The organism is Flavobacteriales bacterium, from assembly GCA_025210805.1.
Classification (GTDB): Bacteria; Bacteroidota; Bacteroidia; order Flavobacteriales; family CAJXXR01; genus JAOAQX01.
Genome location: JAOAQX010000004.1, coordinates 24327 through 44500, shown reverse-complemented (window position 1 = coordinate 44500; position 20174 = coordinate 24327). Strand labels below are relative to the sequence as shown.

The window sequence follows — 20174 nt, the reverse complement described above, 5'->3', positions numbered from 1 at the left end:
CATAGATCATTTTATAAAAAAAAGTAAAACCTTTTCATAAAAAACACCAATTTAACGCACCTCAAAAGCTATTCAGGACTCAAATAGATAAATTCCTAGATAAATTCACATTCTATTAACAATTATTAATTCGAAAGGATTTCTAAAAAAAATACTTTTTTTTAAGTTTGTGTTACTCAAAATTTGATTAATTAATTTGGCTTTATGAATTCAGTAGATATTCAAGCAATCAACGAAAAAATAAAAGAAGATAGTGCATTTATTGATGTACTAACAATGGAGGTCAACAAGGTAATAGTTGGTCAAAAAGATATGGTAGAAAGACTTCTGATTGGTCTTTTAGGTTCTGGCCATATTCTCTTAGAAGGAGTTCCAGGTTTAGCAAAAACTTTGGCAATTAAAACGCTTTCACAAGCAATAAAGGCGGATTTCCAAAGAGTTCAGTTTACTCCAGATTTACTTCCTTCTGATGTTATCGGTACTTTGATTTACAATATCAAAGAAGGGGATTTTAATATCAAAAAAGGACCCATTTTCTCAAACTTTGTCCTTGCTGACGAAATTAACCGTGCCCCAGCAAAAGTTCAATCAGCTTTGCTAGAAGCCATGGCAGAAAAACAGGTAACTATTGGAGATGAAAGTTTTAAACTCGAAGAACCTTTCCTAGTTTTAGCAACACAAAACCCCGTAGAACAAGAAGGTACTTATCCTTTACCCGAAGCACAAATGGATCGTTTTATGCTTAAAACAGTCATAGATTATCCTTCACTAGAGGATGAAAGAGTGATCATGAGAAACTCCATTAGTGGAGCCATGAACTATCAAGTACAACCTGTAGTAAGTATTGAAGACATTCTTAGAGCTCGTGAATCTGTAAAACAAGTATATGTAGATGAAAAAATTGAGAAATATGTGCTCGATATCATCTTTGCAACTCGTTATCCAGAGAAATATAAACTTGAGAAATTTAAGCCTTTAATTAGTTTTGGAGCTTCTCCAAGGGGTTCGATCAATTTGATGATGGCAGCCAGAGTTTATGCTTTTATCAAGCGAAGAGGATTTGTAATTCCAGAGGATGTGAGAGCCGTTTGTAAAGATGTTCTTCGTCATAGAATTGGGGTGACTTATGAGGCTGAAGCCGAAAATATCACTAGCGAGGACATTATTTTGGAAATCCTGAACGCAGTTGAAGTGCCATAGTATGGGAATGGATACAACGGAAATTCTTAAAAAAGTACGTAGAGTAGAAATCAAAACCCGCCGTCTGACAAATCAGTTATTTTCGGGAGAATATCATAGTTCTTTTAAAGGAAAAGGAATGTCTTTTTCTGAAGTAAGAAAATATGAACCTGGTGATGACGTTCGGGATATTGACTGGAATGTTACGGCGAAGCTCAACGAGCCCTATCTCAAAGTTTTTGAGGAAGAGCGAGAGCTTACCATGATGTTAGTGGTTGATATTTCTTCTTCAGGACATTTTGGAAGTAGAAATTTAGAAAAAAGAGAACTTATTACCGAGTTTTGTGCTGTTTTGGCATTTTCTGCTATGCAAAACAATGACAAAGTGGGCTTACTTCTTTTTAGTGACCAAATTGAAAAATTTATTCCACCCAAAAAAGGAAGAAGTCATATTTTAAGAATCATCCGAGAATTGATAGAATTTGAACCAAAACAGGAAAAAACCAATATTTCTCAGGCACTTTCCTTTCTTTTTGGAGTAATGAAAAAGCAAAATATCACTTTTTTGATTTCAGATTTTATTGACACTAATTATCAAAAAGAAGTACAAATTGCCTCTAAAAAATATGATTTCACAGGGGTGAGAGTTTGGGATACTTTGGAGGAAAAAATGCCCAATTTAGGTTTTATAGAATGGTTTGATCTCGAAACCAAAAAAGGAAAATGGATGAACACCAGTTCTAAAAAAAATCGGATAAAATACGAAGCTCAGTTCCAAAAAAACAAAGCCTATTTTGAAGAAGTTTTTACAAAAAGTGGTGCATCTTTCCTTGATGTTTCTACCCAAGATTCTTACGTGAAAAAATTATTAATGTTTTTTAAAAATAGATAATAATGAGTAAAAAATGGTTTCTTTTTATGGGTTTATTATCATTCTTGATACCCAATAAAATTTTTGCTCAATCATTTAAGATTGGTTCAGTGATTTCCGCCGATACCATGTTAGTGGGTGATCAAATTGCTTATAAAATAGGTGCTGTTGGTGAAATAAAATCTTTGAAGTGGCCAAATTTCAAGGATAGTATTGGTGCTTTAGAAATTATCGAAAGCTTACCTCTTGATACCACAAAACTAGCCCCACTTTCAGTTGAAAAAACCTATATCTTAAGTTATTTTGATACAGGACTAGTAGAAATTCCTTCTGCTATTTTCACTTTGCATACAGATAGTATTCTTACTCAACAACATCATTTACAAGTTTTGGGTGTAAAAATAGATTCTACGAATGCACAACTGTATGCAGATCTCAGTCCCATAAAAATTCCTTATCTACATGCCGAATGGATGTTCTATTTCTATTGGGGATTAGGAATTGTAATTGCGGTTATACTTCTAACACTTTTATTTTTATGGATTGTTACAAGGTATAGAAAAAAGCAAAAAGCTATTAAAATTATTACACCAGCCCATATTATTGCCTATGGAGAACTGGAAGAGTTCAGATCCAAAAGATTCATTGACAAAGGTGCTTACAAAAAATATTATTCAGAATTATCTGAAATTATCCGTAGATACCTTGAAAATAGATATAATATTCTTGCTTTGGAATCTACCACCGATGAAATAATGGATGATTTAAAATCTTTAGTTTACCAATCTGACTCACTCAAAGAATTAGAACAATTTTTAAGAACCTCAGACTTGGTAAAATTTGCGAAAGCGATTCCTGAAGAACATTTACATGAGAAATTTTTTAAAGAACTTAAAGACTTTATTGCCATTACAAAACAAGAAGAACATATAAAGGAGGAGTCTGAAAATGAATAATAGCAATTATTTTTTTGAAAATCCCGAGGCTTTTTACCTCTTACTTTTGTTACCGCTTTATATTCTATATCTCGTTTTTATTCAAAGAAAAAAGCAACCAAAAGTAAAGCATTCTGCCACCACTTTTATGGGTTCCAAAGGTCATTTATTAAACTTTTTACCTTACCTCTCTCCTCTTCTAAAAATGAGTGCTTTTGCTTTACTAGTTATAGCCTTAGCAAGACCTCGTGGAGTGGACGAAAGTGTGGAAACTATTAGCAAAGAAGGAATAGATATTGTACTCACAATGGACGTTTCTACCTCCATGAAAGCATTAGATTTTAAGCCAAATAGATTAGAAGCCTCTAAAGAAATTGCTATTGATTTTGTAGATGGTAGAAAAAATGACCGAATTGGCTTGGTCATTTACGCAGCAGAGAGTTTTACACAATGTCCTATTACAACAGATTATAAAATTGTAAAAAACCTCATTAAGGACATTGATTTTGGTTTACTAGAAGATGGAACAGCTATAGGAATGGGATTAGCTACTGCCGTATCTAGACTCAAAGACAGCAAGGCAGAATCTAAGGTAATCATCCTTTTAACCGATGGAGAGAATACTGCTGGACTTATTTCACCTATGACTGCCGCCGAAATGGCCGCAAAATTCGGCATCAAAGTATACACCATTGCCGTGGGAAGAAAAGGAGAAGTTCCCTACCCATATAATCATCCGTTTTTGGGAAGACAAATTCAAAAAATCAACTCAAAAGTAGATGTAAAACTTTTAAAAAACATTGCAACTACTACCTCTGGGAAGTTTTTTAGAGCCAAAAACAATAAAAAACTCAAAGAAATTTACAAAGAGATAGAAAAACTTGAAAAAACAGAAGTACAAGAATTGAAATATAAAAACTACACAGAATTCTATAGAAAATATGTGACAATAGCCTTATTCCTTCTTGTATTCGATAGATTATTGACCTATGTATTTTTAAAATCTATTGCCAAATGTTAAACTTTGAAGAAGAAAAATACTTTTGGCTAATTCTTGCCATCATCCCACTCATTATCCTATTTATTTATTTTAATTGGTGGCGAAAAAAGACTATCAGCAAAATTGCTGAGCCTCGATTATGGGAAAAACTCAATCTAGGGATTTCAAATAGAAAACCTTGGATACATTTTATCCTTTTCTCCCTGGTATTTATCGCCTTAACCTTCTCTTTGGTCAATCTAAAAATTGGATCTAAACTCAAAAAAATCACCAGAGAAGGAGTTGATATTGTATTTGTGATGGATGTTTCCAAATCTATGCTTGCAGAGGATACAAAACCTAGTAGAATAGAAAAATCGAAATCTCTAGTCTCAAAATTCTTTGATGAATTTGTATCGGATAGAACGGGAATTGTTGTTTATGCAGGTCGATCTTATCCTCAATTACCACTTACTACAGACTATTCGGCTGCTAAAATGTTCTTAAAAAATGTCAATACAGACATTGTCCCTTCTTATGGAACCGATGTAAAATCGGCACTAGAAATGGCTTATGGGTATTTTGAAAATGCAGAAGATAAAAAGAATCGCTGCATCATTATGCTTTCAGATGGTGAAGACCATGAAAATAGTTCCACTTCTTTTGCAAAAAAAGCACAAGAAAAAGGAATTATTATTCACACCATAGGACTTGGGACTGTTAATGGGGCTCCTATACCGCTAAGGAATAACAATGGCGAAGTGAGTTCTTATAAAAAAGATCAAGATGATGAAATTGTTATTACAAAACTTAACACAAATTTCCTAAAGGATATTGCCGATAAAACAGGTGGAATTTATCAAGATGGAAACCAAACCAAGCAAACAATTGAGCAGATAAAAGAAGCTCTTTTAGTTATGGAAAAAGGAGAAGCAGAAATAGAAATGTTTGAAGATTATGAAGACCAATTTCAATGGTTTATTATTTTTGCCCTCATCTTCTTGTTTTTACAAATGTTTATCGGAAACGGAAAAACTCAATGGATTCGAAACTTAAAAATATGAATAAAATACTAAAAATATTATTCGTTTTGCTGTCCATAACAACCACTTGGGCACAAGAAAGACCTCACCAAGAACGGATTTTGGCAAGAGCAGGAAACGAAGCTTTTATAGATTCCAATTTTGTGGAAGCAGAACTCAAATTTCGCCAGTCTATTGCCTTACTGGACTTTGATACAAACCGATATAATATGGCTCTTTCATTACTTTTACAAGAAAAAACAAAGGAAGCCAAAAAAGAATTTCAAGTGATTGCAAAAAAATCAGAAAACAAAGCTTTGAAATCACTTTGTGAATTAAATTCTGGTATTTGCGTGGTAAAAGAAGATCAAAAACAAGCCTTAGAACATTTTAAACAAGCTTTAAGACATCATCCTAAAAACGAATTGGCAAGACATAACTATTGGTTTTTAAAAATGATGATGAAAAACCAACCTCCTCAACAAGATCAAGATAACCAAGATCAAAACAATAAGGATCAAAATAAAAATCAAGAAAACAAAGAAGATCAAGGAGACGGAAATAACAAAGACCAACAAAACAAAGACGGAAAACAAGAAGGAGATAACAAAAATAAAGACGAAAAAAAGGATCAAGAAGGAAACTCCGACCAAAATAAGGACGATAAAGACCAATCTGAAGATCAAAAAGGAGATTCTGAAAAGGAAGATGATCAAAAATCTGACGAACAAGAAAAACCTTCTGAAAAAGAGGAAAAACCTGAACAAGGTGAAGATTCAGATGAAAAAAACAAAGACTCAGAAAAAGGAAATGATGAGGGCGATGAAGAAAAAGAGAAACCCGAAAACGAAGGAGATAATGACGCAGATGCTCCCGAAGAGAATCAAGAGGGTGCTCAAGACGCTGGAGACCCACAAGAAATGGAAGAAGGAATGTCTGAAAATACCGCTTTACGCTTATTAGAGTCTATCGATAGAGAAGAAGAAAAGACACAAAAGAAAATAAAAGCGAAACTGCTTAAAGGAAAAAAGAAACAAACGGAAAAAGATTGGTAGTTTTACAGTTATGATGAGATTTTTGAATAAAAAATATACTCTTTTAGGAATGATGATGCTTTTACCTTTTTGGTTAATGGCACAAAAAATTCAGACCTCTGTTTCTAAGAAAAATTTTGGAATAGATGAAAGAATTTCAGTCACCTACGAAGTGGAAGGTAAGACTTCTGACTTAAAAATAGATAATTTTCATCACTTTAGAGCCATTCAAGGCCCAATGAGAGGAACCAATATGAGTATCATTAACGGTGCTTACTCCTCTAAAACCACACTTCAATACGTTGTACAGGCTCAAAAAAAAGGAAAAATACAAATTCCTACTGCTAGTGCAAAAATTGATGGAAAACTCGTAAAAAGTGAGAGAATAATCGTAAACGTTGGAGGTATTTCTGAGGAAACCAAGAGCCTAAACCAACAAATAAAAGAGCGTGTATTTATAAAAACGCTTATCAGCAACCGAAAACCTTACCTTGGTGAAAGTTTTCAGGTAACCTATAAATTATACAGTCGTTATAATTTATCCTTGAATGACTTTTCTCAAAGACCGACATTTAAAGGATTTTGGACACAAAATTTCATAAAAAAACTCTCTAGAAAAGTAGAAACTTTAGACGGAGTAAAATATTATGTAGTGACCTTAGGACAATACTTGGTGGTTCCACAAGAAGTGGGAAATCTTACTGTTGAACCTTTTACAACTGATTTACAGATCGGGATTCCAACTGGTAGAAGAGATTTTTTTGGAAATACAGAAGAAACACCTCATAATTATAAATGCTCTAGTGGGAGATTAAATATCAATGTACAAGCACTTCCTATGGGTCAGCCGAAAAATTTCTCGGGTGCCGTGGGGGAATTTAAAATCAATCATTCGCTTTCTAAAGATAGTGTAAACACCAATGAGACAATCAGCTTTGTACAAACCCTTAAAGGAAAAGGGAATATGAAGCTCTTTAAACTTCCTAAGATCAGTTTTCCATCTGATATAGAAGCCTTTGATCCCAAAAACAATGACAAAATATCTGTAAATATGGGGGGAATGAAAGGACAGAAAGAAAACCAATATATCTTGATTCCTCACAACCCAGGGACTTACAAACTCAAAGTAGAAGGCTTTAGTTATTTCAGTCCAAAAAAGAAGCAGTATATTTCTATTGGAGAACAAATATTTAATATCAAAGTGGGCGGACAAGCCTCTGCTACATCGTCAGGAAATGTTTCTCATCAAAACAAGTCTAATGGTGGACTCAATTCTGTAAACAAACAAGAAGTAAATATCTTGGGTGAAGGAATTTTATACATCAAAGAAAATACTTCTTTCGAAACACCTAAAAGCAAGTTTTTTGGGACTACTTTATTTTGGATCCTATTAGATCTTCCGTTTATTTTGGCTTTGATTTTCTATATTTTGTATAAAAAAATAAAAAATAGAACCATTGACGAAGTAGGACAAAGAAATAAAAAAGCAAAATCTGTGGCAAAGAAACGGTTATCAAAAGCTCAAGAAGCTTTAAAAAACAACGATTCTGCAACTTATTATCAAGTTCTTTTAGATTCTGTTTATGGATATTTTCAAGATAAATTTAACCTAAATGCCTCAGAAACCAATAATGATACAATTCAGGAAAAACTAAAAGAATCTGGAATAGAATCTATGGTGATTGAAGACGTTCATAAAGTGATAGAAACTTGCTTAATGGCAAACTACGGGATGCTTAACGAACAAGAGAAAGCACCACTACTGGAAAAAGCAACAAGTATTATAGAAAAAATTGAGGATCAACTATGAAAAAAATAATCTTTCTATTCATCCTTACGCTTGGTCAATTTATGATGGCAAATTCGCCAGAAGAATTGTTTTCCCAAGCAAACAAAGCCTACCAAGCAGAAAAGTATTTGGAGGCATTAGAAGCTTATCAAAAAATAGAGTCTTTGGGAGTTGAATCACCAGAACTATATTATAATTTGGGAAATTGCTTCTATCAAAATCAAAATGTAGGATATGCCATTTTGTATTACGAGAAAGCATTGAAATTAAACCCCAATTTTGATGATGCTATTCAAAACCTTAAAATTACTCAAAAATCTACCGTAGATAAAATAGAGGCGATTCCAGAAATAGGGATTGTGAGATTCTTAAAAGGAATTTCGAATGTTCAATCTCTTCGAAATTGGTCTATTCAATTGATTGTTTTCGGTTTTGTTTTTCTTCTTTCTGTGATTTTTTTCCAAATTTCTCAAGATTCTAAAACAAGAAAACGACTTTTTGGTTTAGGAACTTTGAGCTTATTATCCTCTGTTATATTTCTTATTTTCACACTCTTATCAAACCACTACAATAAGGAGGAATGGGTTCTTGTAGAACCAAATTCTTATATAAAGACCGCACCACAAAGTACAGGAAAAGACCTTTTTATTCTACATGAAGGAATCAAAATTCAAAAAGTGGATGAAAATACTGATTATATCCAAATAAAACTAAAAGATGGGGTAACAGGCTGGGCAGAAAAGAAAAAGTACCGAAAGATATAATATTTGATCGCATCCAAAAATGGGGATCAAAAAACACAAAAAGTAAATATGCAAAATACCAATTATTGTCCAAAATGCGGAAAGCTTAAAATGCCAAATGAGCAATTTTGCACTTCTTGTGGTGCCTCATATAGTACAGAGGAAAAAAAACGCAGTTTTCAAAAAGAAAGTCGTCCTCAGCAAGGAGATGATTCTCGCTGGCTCACCACGCTCTTACTCTGCTTTTTTCTAGGCTCTTTTGGTGTACATAGATTCTATTCTGGACACACAGGAATAGGTGTTCTACAACTTCTTACATTAGGAGGATGCGGTATTTGGACTCTGGTTGATTTAATTATTATTGCAACAGGAGGCTATACCGATTCAAAAGGGAACCCAATTAAATACAACTAGTTCGTTTGGTAACTTTATTTGCCTACCAATATGCAAAGAAAAACTGGATTTTTAGCTTGGCATTTTTCTATTTATTTTCGGCTATTATATGCTATTTTTTCTTTGATTTTGACATTTTCCCGCCCTGTATCTGGACGTCTCTTTGGGATCAAAAATGCATGGGTTGTGGTATGACCTCTGCTTTTTTAGAGCTTTTGCAGGGTAATTTTCAAAATGCATGGGAAATCAATCCCTTCATTTTTATCGTTCTACCTTCCATTAGCTATTTTATCATTCGAGATTTTCGAAAATTTGTGATTGAATAAATCTTTTTTTCATCACTTTAATATACAAAACCACAAAAATGACATTGAAATCTAATCAAAAAGAAAACCTTTTAGCATGTTTTCAAGGATATTCAGAATTAGAAAAAGGAATGTATTATCCTTATATTTTCAACAAAGTATCTTCTAGAATGCGTTTTAGTATCAATTTAAAATGTAAAAAAGAAAATATAGAACGAACATTAGAAATACTCAACCTTTCTGAAGAATATAAGCTGGTATCAAAAGAATGGAAAATAGAAGATTTTTCATCTGAAAAACCAAAAGATCACTATCTTTTTGTAAATGAAATAAAATCAGAAGTCATTTATATCAATCATGATAATTCTAGATTAACGACAGAAATGTGGTATGATGCCCAAAATATAGCCTCAGAAAAGTGGTTTTTAGAAAAAATCACTACTATTCAAAAAGAATTCCATGAAATGAAACAAGCCAGTTTTAAAGTGCTTTCTAAAAATGAACATGGTTTCTTTACAGAAGAAATAGAAACTCAGCCCCTATCTCTAGATATAAACACAATGTTTAATGATAATTTTAGTGAGATAGACCAAATAATCTCTAAATCTATCGATGAAGAAAAAGCTGGGTTAATTCTTTTACATGGACTTCCTGGAACAGGTAAAACATCTTATATAAAAAATTTGGTGAATCAATTTGATACAAAAAAATTCATTTTTGTTCAAAATGAATTTGTGAAAGACCTCCTTAACCCAAGCTTTATAAATTTCTTGATTAGTCAAAAAGATTCTATTTTAATAATTGAAGATGCAGAAAAAGTGATTATGTCTAGGGAAAATAATCCCGAAAACTCTGTAGTTTCTACTATTCTTCAACTTACTGATGGGCTATTCAGTGATTATCTTAGTCTTAAGATTATTTGTACTTTTAATACAGATATAGATAAAATAGACAAAGCACTTCTTAGAAAAGGAAGAATGATTGCTTATTACGATTTTCAAAAATTATCTATTGAAAAAACTGATGCACTTTTAAATAATATTGGGAGTAAAAAACAAGGTAAAGCAATGACCCTTGCAGAAATATTTTATACGCAAGAGAAGGATTTTACTGGTGAGAAAAAAAACTTAGTTGGTTTCAATAAATAATAAAACATCCTGTTTCTTCTAATTGGAATTCAATCTTCACATTTGTGTGAAAATTCACACTAGATATTGTATGTTAACCAAATAAACTTCAAAAGAAGGATTCAAACAATTGGATTCAACATTCTTTTGAAGTTTATTTGATAAATACTTGTTACTTACTAAAAACACTCACAATATCACTACATTCATAAATGAATTTCAGCAATGTATCGGGCATTATACCAGTGAGTAAATTAACACCATAAATGGTCTATAATATCTGTTTCCAATTCAGTCCTTAAAAGCCAAAGTCATTTCTCTTTTTCCTGGAGGACCTGGTACATTTTTGATACGAAAACCTACAGACTTGAGCATCCTTTTTACGCTTCCTTTTGCACAATAGGTAGTGAGTAAACCTCCATTTTTTAGGCTGTCAAACATTTTTTGAAAGATTTCCTCTGTCCACATTTCTTCTTGTTTATTAGGCGCAAAAGCATCAAAATAAATCAAGTTGAAATGTTTTTCTATTACTTGCCAATTTTGAACTGTTTCTTCTATTTTCTGAAGCTTAAAAAATGAATGAATATTTTCTGTTTCATTCCATTTTGCATTATGTAGTTCTTGGAAATAGGTCTTTTCTGACTGGTAAAATTCTTGGGCTTTTTGGTCATAATTTAGTTGAGCAACCCATTCTTTTGGAATCGGAAAGTTTTCTAAAGTTGTAAAAGACACTGGAATTTGATTTTTCTGTGCTTCTAAAGAAGTCTGCAAAGCATTAAGCCCTGTCCCAAAACCTATTTCTAATATAGACAGAGTGGTTTCTTGCACTATGTGAAAACCATTTTTAATAAAAACATGGTAGCTTTCATTCCATGCTCCATGTACAGAATGATAGGTTTCATCCAAGGCTGGAACAAAAAATGAACTAGAGCCATCCTCTGTGGTTATCGTTTCTATTTTCATTAGTCTAAAGTCTCAGGATTTTTTGGCTCCCATAGTTCTATCTTATTTCCTTCAGGATCCATATAATGAACAAATTTCCCATAAGGATAAACAGACATATCATCTACGGGCTCTACTCCTTTTGCCTTAATTTCTTCAATAAATTCTTCTAAATTATCTACTCGATAATTGATCATCATTTTCTTTGTAGAAGGTTCTAAATAATTGGTCTCTTTTTCAAAGATGCTCCATTGTAGCATACAAAATTCATCTGAATCTTCGCAACGAAACATATGTCCAAAATCATTCACAGGTATTCCTAAAATATCTCTATACCAAGCCTTTAATTTAGCTTGATCTTCAGCTACAAAAAACACCCCTCCTATTCCAGTTATTTTTGCCATCTTTTTTTCTTTTGATTGTGTCTAATTTACGGAAATATTGGGGGAATAAAAAACCCTTTCTTAAACAAGAAAAGGTTCTATTTTATGCTCATTTTTTAATGAAAATAATTGTTCTAATTCCCATTCACCAAATAAGCTCCTTTAAGTACTGGAACTACATTTGTTAAATCTTTTGAAACGCATATTTTCACATCTTCTTCTATTGAAAGGTCTTTTAATCTTTTTCTATGTGAAGAAGTTTCCAGGTATCCATACAAATCACTTTCAGCATCGTTATACAAAGCAACAGAAGATAAAACACTGTCACAATTATGTTCAAATTCTTTTGATTCTAATAAGTTTTTTGCCAATGCACCTGCAAAAAGTGTGTCTTCTATACAAAATTTACCTTTCCAACCAGAACAGCAGATGATCACATCTTCCTTTCTATCTTTCAGGTAATTAGTTATTGCCGTTATATTACTAAATGAACCTATGATGACTTCATGATCATTTTTTGCCATATTAATCATACGCGTACCATTGGTGGTAGTAAGCACCATGTTTTGGGTCTTAAACTCCTTACCTAAAAAGGGTTGAGGAGAATTTCCGTAGTCAAATCCTTTTACAATTTTCCCATCTCTTTCAGCGGCATAAATAGCAGAACCATTGAGTTCGTCTTTTTTGTTCATTGCTTCGGCAACGGTAGCTACAGGAAAAAGTTTTTCTACGCAGCCATCTAATGCATGACACATGGTGGTAGTTGCCCTTAAAACATCTACCACTACTACAATGCTTTTTCTATCTGAGAATAATGGAAATAATTCGGGCGAGAAACAAATTTGAATGTTTGTCATAAATTTATTTTGAGTAAAAAGGAAGTTTACGAACAACCGCTTTAAGCGCTTTTTTTCTTACTTGGATAAAGATTTCAGAATCTACTTTCGAAAATTCTTTTGTAACATATCCTAGTCCGATGGCTTTGTTTAACGAAGGCGACATCGTACCAGATGTTACACGTCCTATTGAGTTTCCTTCTGCATCCACAATTTCGTAATCTTTTCTTGGAATTCCTCGATCTAGTAATTCAAATCCTACTAATTTCTTCGTAATTCCTTCTTCTTTTTGTCTTTTTATATTCTCTGAATTCACGAAATCCTTTGTAAACTTCGTAATCCATCCTAGTCCTGCTTCCAAAGGAGAAGTTGTATCATCTATATCATTTCCGTAAAGACAAAATCCCATTTCGAGTCTCAAAGTATCTCTAGCTGCCAGTCCGATAGGCTTAATTCCTTCTTCTTTCCCCGCCTCAAAAATGGCATTCCAAATATCCTCGGCATCTTCGTTTCTAAAATATACTTCAAAACCTCCTGCACCTGTGTATCCTGTAGCTGAAAGAATTACATTTTCTTTCCCCGCAAATTTTTGGGTAGAAAAACGATAATATTTAATAGAAACTAAATCTGCTTCGGTAAGTTTTTGTAGCACCTGAGTTGCCAATGGTCCTTGAACTGCAAGAAGAGACATTTCCTCAGACATATCAGTCATTTCCACATTGAAATCATTGAATTTACTAATCCAGTTCCAATCTTTTTCTATATTTGAGGCATTCACCACGAGCATATATTCATTTTCCTCTAGGCGGTAAACCAATAGGTCATCCACAATACCTCCATCTTCGTTAGGCATACAAGTATACTGAGCTTGTCCTATGGCTATCTTAGAAGCATCATTTGTGGTTACTTTTTGGATTAAATCCAATGCATTTTCACCTTTCAGGAGGAATTCACCCATGTGAGAAACATCAAAAACTCCTACTTTCGTTCTCACTGTTTCGTGCTCTATTTTCACTCCATCTTGGTATTGAACAGGCATATAATATCCTGCAAAATCCACCATTTTTGCACCAAGTGCCTCATGTGTTGTTTTAAGTGCTGTATTTTTCATGTTGTTTTTTTAAGGCTTATTTTTTTAGTGCATAATTCTCTTTATAGACTTGAGTTTATGCGTTTGTTTTTGGAGATTATCACTCCAAATTCCTTCTTCAGAAAATGCATCAATCTTCACTTTTCCAGAAGCATGAAGGATACGGTCTTCACTAATAAGAATTCCTACATGGGTTACTTTCCCTTCTTCATTTTCAAAGTAAGCAAGATCTCCTTTTTTGTGATCTCCAAAGGTAATAATTTCTCCAAACTCTTCCTGTTGATAAGCATCTCTTGGTAAACTATAACCTGCTATACGATACACAATTTGCACAAAACCAGAACAATCGATTCCAAAAACCGTTTTTCCACCCCAAAGATAAGGAGCATTTAAAAAACTAAATGCTTTATCAATCAGCTTATTCGGGTTCTTCACAGGAGGTGTGTCCCCTTCAATAAAAGCACCAAAAGGCGTAAGAAAATCATGTGTTCTTTTTACCGCTGTAAAGCTTTGAATTTTCATAAAGTCCTTATGATCGATAATTTGTAGTTGCTCTTTTAGCACCCATCCTACATATTTATCTATCTGTGATTTTACTTTTGCCCATTCGTCTTTCTCTTCTAGAACATGACCAATTTCATTAAATATTAACTGATTAGTCATTTCACTTCTATGATTGGGATCCGAATACATCGGTACACAAGCAATGGTAGTTTTAAAAAATTGTGTGTCTTTGTTCATATTGCTTTGCAAAAAAAAGGGCAAAATGCCCTTTCCATTCTTATAATCTCTTGGAATTACTCAGCGATTTCGTTGAGCATTTTAAGATTTTGTCTGTACTGTTTGATTTGCCCGCGGGCTTTATCAATCTTTTTTTGGATATCGTTTTTCATCTTTTCAGATGACTTTCCAGAGAACCATTCCATATTTCTCTCAAAATTGTTAATATCATTATTAAGACCATCTATTTTTTTACGGATGAATTGACGCTCTTTTGAAATAGCTCTTTGATCATCTTCTTGAATCCAAGCGTCTATTTTCATTTTAAACATCATGTCTCTCTTCTCACTTTCTTCCATTCTTAATTGGCTAAAAAGTGTATCCATTTTAGATCTAAAAACTCCTTCTACTCTTTTATGATCTTCTCTTGAAACCATCCCTGCATCTTTCCACCTTTTATTGAAGTCTTTTAAAAGTGTGAAATTCTCTTGAGACGGGTTTTCTGTATTGAGGCTAAAGTTTTCTAATTCTCCTAAAATCGTTTCCTTGTTTTTAAGATTCTCTACCATGTCTCCTTTTAGGGCATCATAGTGAGCGGTCATATTATTAAAGAAATGATTACAAGCGGCACGGAATTTCCCCCATACATCATCGGCTTCTTTCAATAGTGGCCTTGGTGTTTTTTTCCATTGAACTTGAAGAGATTTTAGCTTCTCGGAAGTTGCTCGCCAATCTTGGCTATCTTTTATTTCTTCAGCTTTCTTGAGTAAATCATATTTAATATCAAGTGCCTCTTTTTGTTTTTGCTTAAAGTCCTTGTAGTAGTTGTTTTTCTTGCGATTAAACTCTTGAACAGCTTCTTTAAAAAGTCCCCATGCTTCGTCATTTTGAGCTTGAGTAACCCTTCCTGTAGTTTTATATTCTTCTCTAAAACTGTTTAAAACTTTAATAGCATCTTGCCATTTTTGGTGTGAACTAATGGCATCATAATCCATATTTTTCACTTTTTCTACAATGGCTAATTTCTTTTGGAAATTAAGATCAAACTGCTCTTTTTGTTGCTCGTAATATGCTGTTCTTTTATCGTGTAACTTATTTGTAGCTTCACTAAAACGATTCCAAATATCTTCTCTACTCTCTCTTGCTAGTGGACCATTGTTCTGTTTCCACTCTTGGTGAAGGGTTTGCAATTCATTTATTGCAGAAATGATATCTTCTTTTCCTAAAAGAGCTTCGGCTTTTTCACAAAGTGCTGTTTTTATCTCCAAATTTCTCTTAAATTCAATATCTCGCAGGTCTTTGTTTACACTCATTAAATCGAAAAAACGATTTGCATGATGATGAAAAGTGTTAAAGATATATTCAGATTTTTCTTGGGGAACCCAACCTGCAGCTTTCCAGTCTTCGTTGATTCTTTTAAAAGTATCATAAGCGATATTTTCTCCGCTATCTACAATAGTTTTTAGTTCCTCAATTAAAGCTTCCTTTTTAGCCAAGTTATCTTGAAGATTTTTTTCAAAAGCAGCTCTTTCTGTTTCTCTTTGCTTTTTGTAGTTTTTATAAAGATCTCTGTATGAAAGATAATCTAAATCCTGAAACCTAAATTCCTCAGGTTTCCCACCATCTTCTACAAATTTTTCAAAAGCTTCTTCTTTAGCCTTGTTCATCCTTTCGGATAAAATATTATTAGCCTTTTCATAAATAGGCTTTTGAAAAGACAAAGCCACTTCAGAATTCATTTTTCTAAGTGCTTCAAGGATTTCTCGATTCGAAAATTCTTCTGGAGTTTTCCAGTTTGATTCAACAAAATTGTTGAATTTCTCTTCTTTTGTCAACACAACTTTATTGTTGTTATCTTCAGACATCTGCCCGACAGGAATATTTTGCTCTTCCATGAAAGTTTTTTATTTCAAAATTGGAAACGAATATAATCATTTTTCATTTCTTGTAGATTGTGATGCTTTAGATGTTTTTTAACCTTAACTTCATGAAAACAAACAAGTGATTAAAATTCAGATGTTTATATGTTTTTAAATTTCATATTTTGTTTGCTATTCATTATCATTCTTAAATTTACTTTGATATTTATAAAGGACGGCGTTTCAGGTGTTCTCTTATGGATTGCGTCCTGCTTATACATCATTAAACCTTGATTATAAAATCACAGCGAAATTTTACTCATCCCCTTAGAAAAATACTCATGTTAAAATAGCTTAATCTTTCTTTCCAAGAAAGCCATCAGTTCGTTTTCCAGAAAATATTCATTATTTTTGTTAGCTAAGAAAATTAAATATTTTTTGAACAAACTCCTTTCACATACCGCAAAACTGTTAACACTTCTTTGTTTGCTAGCCATAGCAACACAAGGGTTAAAACCTATTCTAGAGTTTTCGGAAGAGTTTTGTGAAATCGTTGATGATTCCACCAGTACATCTGAACCTGTTGAAGAATCTGGAGAACATGAAGACGGTGATGAGTTAGAAAAGGAATTAGACAAAATCTTAGAGCCTTTTGGGTATTCTTTTACTGAATCTTTTTTTTCAGAAAGAAAATTCCCCAAGCACAAAGAAAACGACTCTCAACTATTTTATCAAATAGTGATTCCCCCACCAGACTTTATATAGTTTTATTTTTTTTTGATTGGATCACTAAGATAAAATCAAAATACTCTTTTTACTGATAGACAATGCTCTATCCCAAATTTTTATTCCGATCAATGATGTACATTAATTATTACATGATTGTTGACGAAAATCTTAACTAAAAAAACTAAAACAAATTGTTTAAACATATTCAATCAGATTTACCAGCTAGTATAGTGGTATTTCTAGTAGCAATGCCCTTGTGTTTAGGGATTGCCTTGGCGTCTGGAGCGCCTCTTTTTGCAGGACTTATTAGTGGAATCATTGGAGGTATCGTCGTTGGAGCTTTTAGCGGCTCACCACTTGGAGTAAGTGGTCCAGCAGCAGGATTAGCGGTTATTGTACTTACTGCTATCAATGATTTAGGAGGATTCGAAATTTTCTTAGTAGCTGTGGTTCTTGCAGGAATCATTCAAATAATCCTTGGAGTAGCCAAAGCTGGAATCATTGCCTATTTCTTTCCATCTTCTGTTATTCATGGGATGCTTGCAGGAATTGGAATTCTTATTTTCTTGAAACAAGTTCCTTTGGCATTCGGTTACAAACCAGGAAAAGGAGAAGGGATTTTTGAACCGCTTATAACGATGTTTGATCACCTTAACCCTACAATTCTTACTATTTCTGTGGTAGGTTTGGTTTTACTTCTTCTTTGGGAAACAAAGTTTATGAAAGGAATGAAGTTTACCAAAATTATCCAAGGGCCTCTAATGGCGGTTATTGCAGGAATTATTTTAGCGATGTATTTTCTAGGGCAAGATGCTGCATCAATCCCAGGAAAACACATGGTAGAAGTACCTGTACCAGAAAGTTTTGAAGCTTTTAAAAGTAATTTTACAACACCTGATTTTTCTCAGATTTTTAATTATAATGTAATTTTCACCGCCTTTGTAATTGCAATTGTTGCGAGTATCGAAACTTTATTGTGTGTGGAAGCATCAGACAAACAAGATCCTCAAAAACGTATTACTCCTACGAATCGAGAATTGATTGCGCAAGGAATTGGAAACGTTACAGCAGGTCTTATTGGAGGTCTTCCTGTGACACAGGTAATTGTAAGATCATCTACGAACCAACAAGCTGGTGGTAAAACAAAACTTTCGGCTATTCTTCATGGTGTTTTCTTAGCAATAAGTGTAATTGCTATTCCAAATTTACTCAATAAAATTCCACTAAGTGCTTTGGCTGCTATCCTATTAGTCGTAGGATATAAATTAGCTAAACCACAACTGTTTATCAAGCTATGGAAAGAAGGTTTTGAGCAATTTTTACCATTTATTATCACCATTCTTGGAATTGTTTTAACAGACTTATTAATGGGAATAGGAATGGGTGTTGCTGTTTCAATTCTTATTTTATTAAGAAACAACTATAAAGTACCTTACACAATTACAAATTGTGAAAAAGGTGAAACAATTACCATTACTCTAGCTGAAGATGTTACTTTCTTGAACAAAGCTTCTATCTTAAAGTCTTTAACAAATATCCCTGATAGTAGTAAAGTAATTATCGATGGTAGCAAATCGCTCTTTATTCATCATGACGTAATAGAAATCATTGAAGATTTTGAAGTAAATGCTTCTTATAGAAATATAGAAGTAGAACTTATTGACCTCTACAATAAGTCATCTGAAACCCTCACCCATTTTGAGGTAAAACATTAACAAAAAAACAAGCAAAATAATTATGAGAACAAATATCATTAACCAAGATATCCAAAACGGATTAGATTCACAAAAAATATTAACAGACTTGATGGAAGGAAACAAAAGATATGTTTCTGGAAATACCACTAGTGTAGATTTCTCTGCCCAAAGAGAACAAACAGCAGGTGGTCAATGGCCTCAAGCAATTGTACTTTCTTGTATAGATTCTCGTGTTCCTACAGAAGTAGTTTTTGACCAAAGTATCGGAGATGTTTTTGTAGCTAGAGTAGCTGGAAATGTAGAAAGCACTGACGTAATTGCCAGTATGGAATACGCCTGTAAAGTAGCTGGTAGTAAACTAATCATGGTACTTGGACACAGTCATTGTGGAGCCGTAAAAGCTGCTTGCGATGGTGTAGAACTTGGAAATATCACTGCTTTATTAAGTAAAGTAAAACCTGCTATAGAAGGTACTTCTACTGATGGTGACAGAAATTCATCTAACAAATCTTATGTAAAAGATGTGATTGCCAAAAATAGTCATTTAACTGCTGAAAGAATTCTTGAAAAAAGCCCAATTCTTAATGAAATGGTTACCAATAAAGAAATTGAAATTGTCTCTGCTGTTTATGATATTGAAACAGGAAAAGTAGAATTAGTATAATTTCTTCTAGATCTTATTTTTTTTTTAGCTACCTCATTTTTTGGGGTAGCTTTTTTTATAACTGTCTTTTTGAACAGATTCTTTTGTCTAAAAAAAATCTTTCTTTTATATTTGAGGCAAAATTATCTAATGAAAAATATACTAATTATCTTCTTGGGAATACTCCCATTACTAAGTTTTTCACAAAGCATTAATACTTCTCAAAATTTTATTTTACTGAGAAGCGACAAAATAATTTATCCGAGTAAAATAGTGCTAAATAGATCTATTTTTAAAGGATATGTATTGGGAGATGGGATTGAATATCTCAACAAAAATATAAAATTCTTTAGAGAGCATGGACAAGTATTTGTCAATGCTTCTTGGGCAGAAAAACCAGGAAGCAAGCATGATTATTTTCCCCAAATTGAATCAGGAAGGCTCAATATCTTCCAAGAAACGGTTATTACAAAAACAAAATATAATATGCATAGCCGCCACCAAACAGAAACTGTGAGCAAAAACATAAACTATTATTATAATTCAGGCTTTGGAAAGATTAAAAAATTGAAATACAAAAACCTAAAAATCGACCTACAAGGGTATGAGGAGAGTATGAAATATTTCAACTCAGTGAAAAGGTCTCGTATTACCTCTCGCACTTTTGATTATGTAGGATATGCGCTCTGCCTATTCGGGATCTACAAAGGTGTTGATCGGGTAAGAAAATCTGAAAATGACGAAATTAAAGGACTTGGAGACTTTAGTGAAGCACTCACTTATCTAGGCTCAGGTTTCGGTTCATTAATCGTAGCAAATTTCCTCCTCAAAAAAGAAGAAGAAAAAATGCTTAAATCCATTCGAGTTTTTAACCTAAAAAATAAACAATAACATAGTT

General features: G+C 33.1%; 20 protein-coding genes. 14 read left to right on the top strand and 6 right to left on the bottom strand.

Features of this window, described 5'->3' with window-relative positions; genetic code table 11:
* Nucleotides 1–204 precede the first annotated feature (204 nt).
* The 10 genes from N4A45_01710 (at nt 205) to N4A45_01665 (ending at nt 10398) form a co-directional block, all read left to right on the top strand.
* On the top strand, nt 205–1200 hold the full coding sequence (locus N4A45_01710) for a MoxR family ATPase (protein MCT4663933.1): 996 nt from the start codon (nt 205–207) through the stop codon (nt 1198–1200).
* A gap of 7 nt (nt 1201–1207) precedes the next feature.
* Complete coding sequence (locus N4A45_01705; protein ID MCT4663932.1) at nt 1208–2071, top strand: DUF58 domain-containing protein; 864 nt, start codon at nt 1208–1210, stop codon at nt 2069–2071.
* A gap of 2 nt (nt 2072–2073) precedes the next feature.
* Nucleotides 2074–3006, top strand: a complete 933-nt coding sequence (locus tag N4A45_01700; protein MCT4663931.1) for a hypothetical protein — start codon at nt 2074–2076, stop codon at nt 3004–3006.
* Nucleotides 2999–4006: a VWA domain-containing protein gene (locus N4A45_01695; GenBank protein MCT4663930.1), complete on the top strand. Its 1008-nt coding sequence runs from the start codon at nt 2999–3001 to the stop codon at nt 4004–4006. The genes N4A45_01700 and N4A45_01695 overlap by 8 nt, the downstream gene beginning before the upstream one ends.
* A complete protein-coding gene (locus N4A45_01690; protein MCT4663929.1) occupies nt 4000–5028 on the top strand; it encodes a VWA domain-containing protein in 1029 nt (342 codons plus the stop codon). The genes N4A45_01695 and N4A45_01690 overlap by 7 nt, the downstream gene beginning before the upstream one ends.
* Entirely contained in the window at nt 5025–6041 is a 1017-nt protein-coding gene (locus N4A45_01685; protein ID MCT4663928.1) for a hypothetical protein, read from the top strand. Before N4A45_01690 ends, N4A45_01685 begins: the two co-directional genes overlap by 4 nt.
* Nucleotides 6042–6051: 10 nt before the next feature.
* Nucleotides 6052–7830, top strand: coding sequence for a BatD family protein (locus tag N4A45_01680; protein MCT4663927.1), 1779 nt, complete (start codon nt 6052–6054; stop codon nt 7828–7830).
* On the top strand, nt 7827–8573 hold the full coding sequence (locus tag N4A45_01675) for a tetratricopeptide repeat protein (protein MCT4663926.1): 747 nt from the start codon (nt 7827–7829) through the stop codon (nt 8571–8573). Before N4A45_01680 ends, N4A45_01675 begins: the two co-directional genes overlap by 4 nt.
* Before the next feature lie 48 nt (nt 8574–8621).
* Complete coding sequence (locus N4A45_01670) at nt 8622–8966, top strand: TM2 domain-containing protein (protein MCT4663925.1); 345 nt, start codon at nt 8622–8624, stop codon at nt 8964–8966.
* A gap of 343 nt (nt 8967–9309) precedes the next feature.
* Nucleotides 9310–10398: an AAA family ATPase gene (locus N4A45_01665; protein ID MCT4663924.1), complete on the top strand. Its 1089-nt coding sequence runs from the start codon at nt 9310–9312 to the stop codon at nt 10396–10398.
* A gap of 270 nt (nt 10399–10668) precedes the next feature.
* Here the strand turns inward: N4A45_01665 and mnmD are convergent, their stop codons facing one another.
* The 6 genes from mnmD to N4A45_01635 all read right to left on the bottom strand — a co-directional run bounded on the left by mnmD (nt 10669) and on the right by N4A45_01635 (nt 16243).
* Nucleotides 10669–11340: a tRNA (5-methylaminomethyl-2-thiouridine)(34)-methyltransferase MnmD gene (gene mnmD, locus N4A45_01660; protein MCT4663923.1), complete on the bottom strand. Its 672-nt coding sequence runs from the start codon at nt 11338–11340 to the stop codon at nt 10669–10671.
* The gene (locus N4A45_01655; GenBank protein MCT4663922.1) at nt 11340–11723 is read right to left on the bottom strand and encodes a VOC family protein; all 384 of its coding nucleotides are present in this window, start codon (nt 11721–11723) and stop codon (nt 11340–11342) included. The genes mnmD and N4A45_01655 overlap by 1 nt, the downstream gene beginning before the upstream one ends.
* Nucleotides 11724–11836: 113 nt before the next feature.
* The gene (locus N4A45_01650) at nt 11837–12559 is read right to left on the bottom strand and encodes a 2-phosphosulfolactate phosphatase (protein MCT4663921.1); all 723 of its coding nucleotides are present in this window, start codon (nt 12557–12559) and stop codon (nt 11837–11839) included.
* A gap of 4 nt (nt 12560–12563) precedes the next feature.
* Entirely contained in the window at nt 12564–13649 is a 1086-nt protein-coding gene (gene gcvT, locus N4A45_01645; protein MCT4663920.1) for a glycine cleavage system aminomethyltransferase GcvT, read from the bottom strand.
* Nucleotides 13650–13673: 24 nt separating this feature from the next.
* Nucleotides 13674–14369, bottom strand: coding sequence for a C40 family peptidase (locus N4A45_01640; GenBank protein MCT4663919.1), 696 nt, complete (start codon nt 14367–14369; stop codon nt 13674–13676).
* Between the two features lie 56 nt (nt 14370–14425).
* The gene (locus tag N4A45_01635) at nt 14426–16243 is read right to left on the bottom strand and encodes a DUF349 domain-containing protein (protein ID MCT4663918.1); all 1818 of its coding nucleotides are present in this window, start codon (nt 16241–16243) and stop codon (nt 14426–14428) included.
* 402 nt (nt 16244–16645) lie between these two features.
* On the opposite strand from N4A45_01635, the gene N4A45_01630 reads away from it, so the two are divergent.
* The 4 genes from N4A45_01630 (at nt 16646) to N4A45_01615 (ending at nt 20167) form a co-directional block, all read left to right on the top strand.
* The gene (locus N4A45_01630; GenBank protein MCT4663917.1) at nt 16646–16972 is read left to right on the top strand and encodes a hypothetical protein; all 327 of its coding nucleotides are present in this window, start codon (nt 16646–16648) and stop codon (nt 16970–16972) included.
* Nucleotides 16973–17127: 155 nt separating this feature from the next.
* Nucleotides 17128–18651 (top strand): SulP family inorganic anion transporter, encoded by a 1524-nt coding sequence (locus N4A45_01625; protein MCT4663916.1) that lies wholly within the window; start codon nt 17128–17130, stop codon nt 18649–18651.
* 22 nt (nt 18652–18673) lie between these two features.
* On the top strand, nt 18674–19297 hold the full coding sequence (locus N4A45_01620; protein MCT4663915.1) for a carbonic anhydrase family protein: 624 nt from the start codon (nt 18674–18676) through the stop codon (nt 19295–19297).
* Nucleotides 19298–19426: 129 nt separating this feature from the next.
* A complete protein-coding gene (locus N4A45_01615) occupies nt 19427–20167 on the top strand; it encodes a hypothetical protein (protein MCT4663914.1) in 741 nt (246 codons plus the stop codon).
* Nucleotides 20168–20174: the final 7 nt, after the last annotated feature.

Bases quoted from the DNA above. Each gene is read 5' to 3' on its own strand.
- N4A45_01710 (MCT4663933.1), top strand. From the start codon at position 205: ATGAATTCAGTAGATATTCAAGCAATCAACGAAAAAATAAAAGAAGAT.
- N4A45_01705 (MCT4663932.1), top strand. From the start codon at position 1,208: ATGGATACAACGGAAATTCTTAAAAAAGTACGTAGAGTAGAAATCAAA.
- N4A45_01700 (MCT4663931.1), top strand. From the start codon at position 2,074: ATGAGTAAAAAATGGTTTCTTTTTATGGGTTTATTATCATTCTTGATA.
- N4A45_01695 (MCT4663930.1), top strand. From the start codon at position 2,999: ATGAATAATAGCAATTATTTTTTTGAAAATCCCGAGGCTTTTTACCTC.
- N4A45_01690 (MCT4663929.1), top strand. From the start codon at position 4,000: ATGTTAAACTTTGAAGAAGAAAAATACTTTTGGCTAATTCTTGCCATC.
- N4A45_01685 (MCT4663928.1), top strand. From the start codon at position 5,025: ATGAATAAAATACTAAAAATATTATTCGTTTTGCTGTCCATAACAACC.
- N4A45_01680 (MCT4663927.1), top strand. From the start codon at position 6,052: ATGATGAGATTTTTGAATAAAAAATATACTCTTTTAGGAATGATGATG.
- N4A45_01675 (MCT4663926.1), top strand. From the start codon at position 7,827: ATGAAAAAAATAATCTTTCTATTCATCCTTACGCTTGGTCAATTTATG.
- N4A45_01670 (MCT4663925.1), top strand. From the start codon at position 8,622: ATGCAAAATACCAATTATTGTCCAAAATGCGGAAAGCTTAAAATGCCA.
- N4A45_01665 (MCT4663924.1), top strand. From the start codon at position 9,310: ATGACATTGAAATCTAATCAAAAAGAAAACCTTTTAGCATGTTTTCAA.
- mnmD (MCT4663923.1), bottom strand. From the start codon at position 11,340: ATGAAAATAGAAACGATAACCACAGAGGATGGCTCTAGTTCATTTTTT.
- N4A45_01655 (MCT4663922.1), bottom strand. From the start codon at position 11,723: ATGGCAAAAATAACTGGAATAGGAGGGGTGTTTTTTGTAGCTGAAGAT.
- N4A45_01650 (MCT4663921.1), bottom strand. From the start codon at position 12,559: ATGACAAACATTCAAATTTGTTTCTCGCCCGAATTATTTCCATTATTC.
- gcvT (MCT4663920.1), bottom strand. From the start codon at position 13,649: ATGAAAAATACAGCACTTAAAACAACACATGAGGCACTTGGTGCAAAA.
- N4A45_01640 (MCT4663919.1), bottom strand. From the start codon at position 14,369: ATGAACAAAGACACACAATTTTTTAAAACTACCATTGCTTGTGTACCG.
- N4A45_01635 (MCT4663918.1), bottom strand. From the start codon at position 16,243: ATGGAAGAGCAAAATATTCCTGTCGGGCAGATGTCTGAAGATAACAAC.
- N4A45_01620 (MCT4663915.1), top strand. From the start codon at position 18,674: ATGAGAACAAATATCATTAACCAAGATATCCAAAACGGATTAGATTCA.
- N4A45_01615 (MCT4663914.1), top strand. From the start codon at position 19,427: ATGAAAAATATACTAATTATCTTCTTGGGAATACTCCCATTACTAAGT.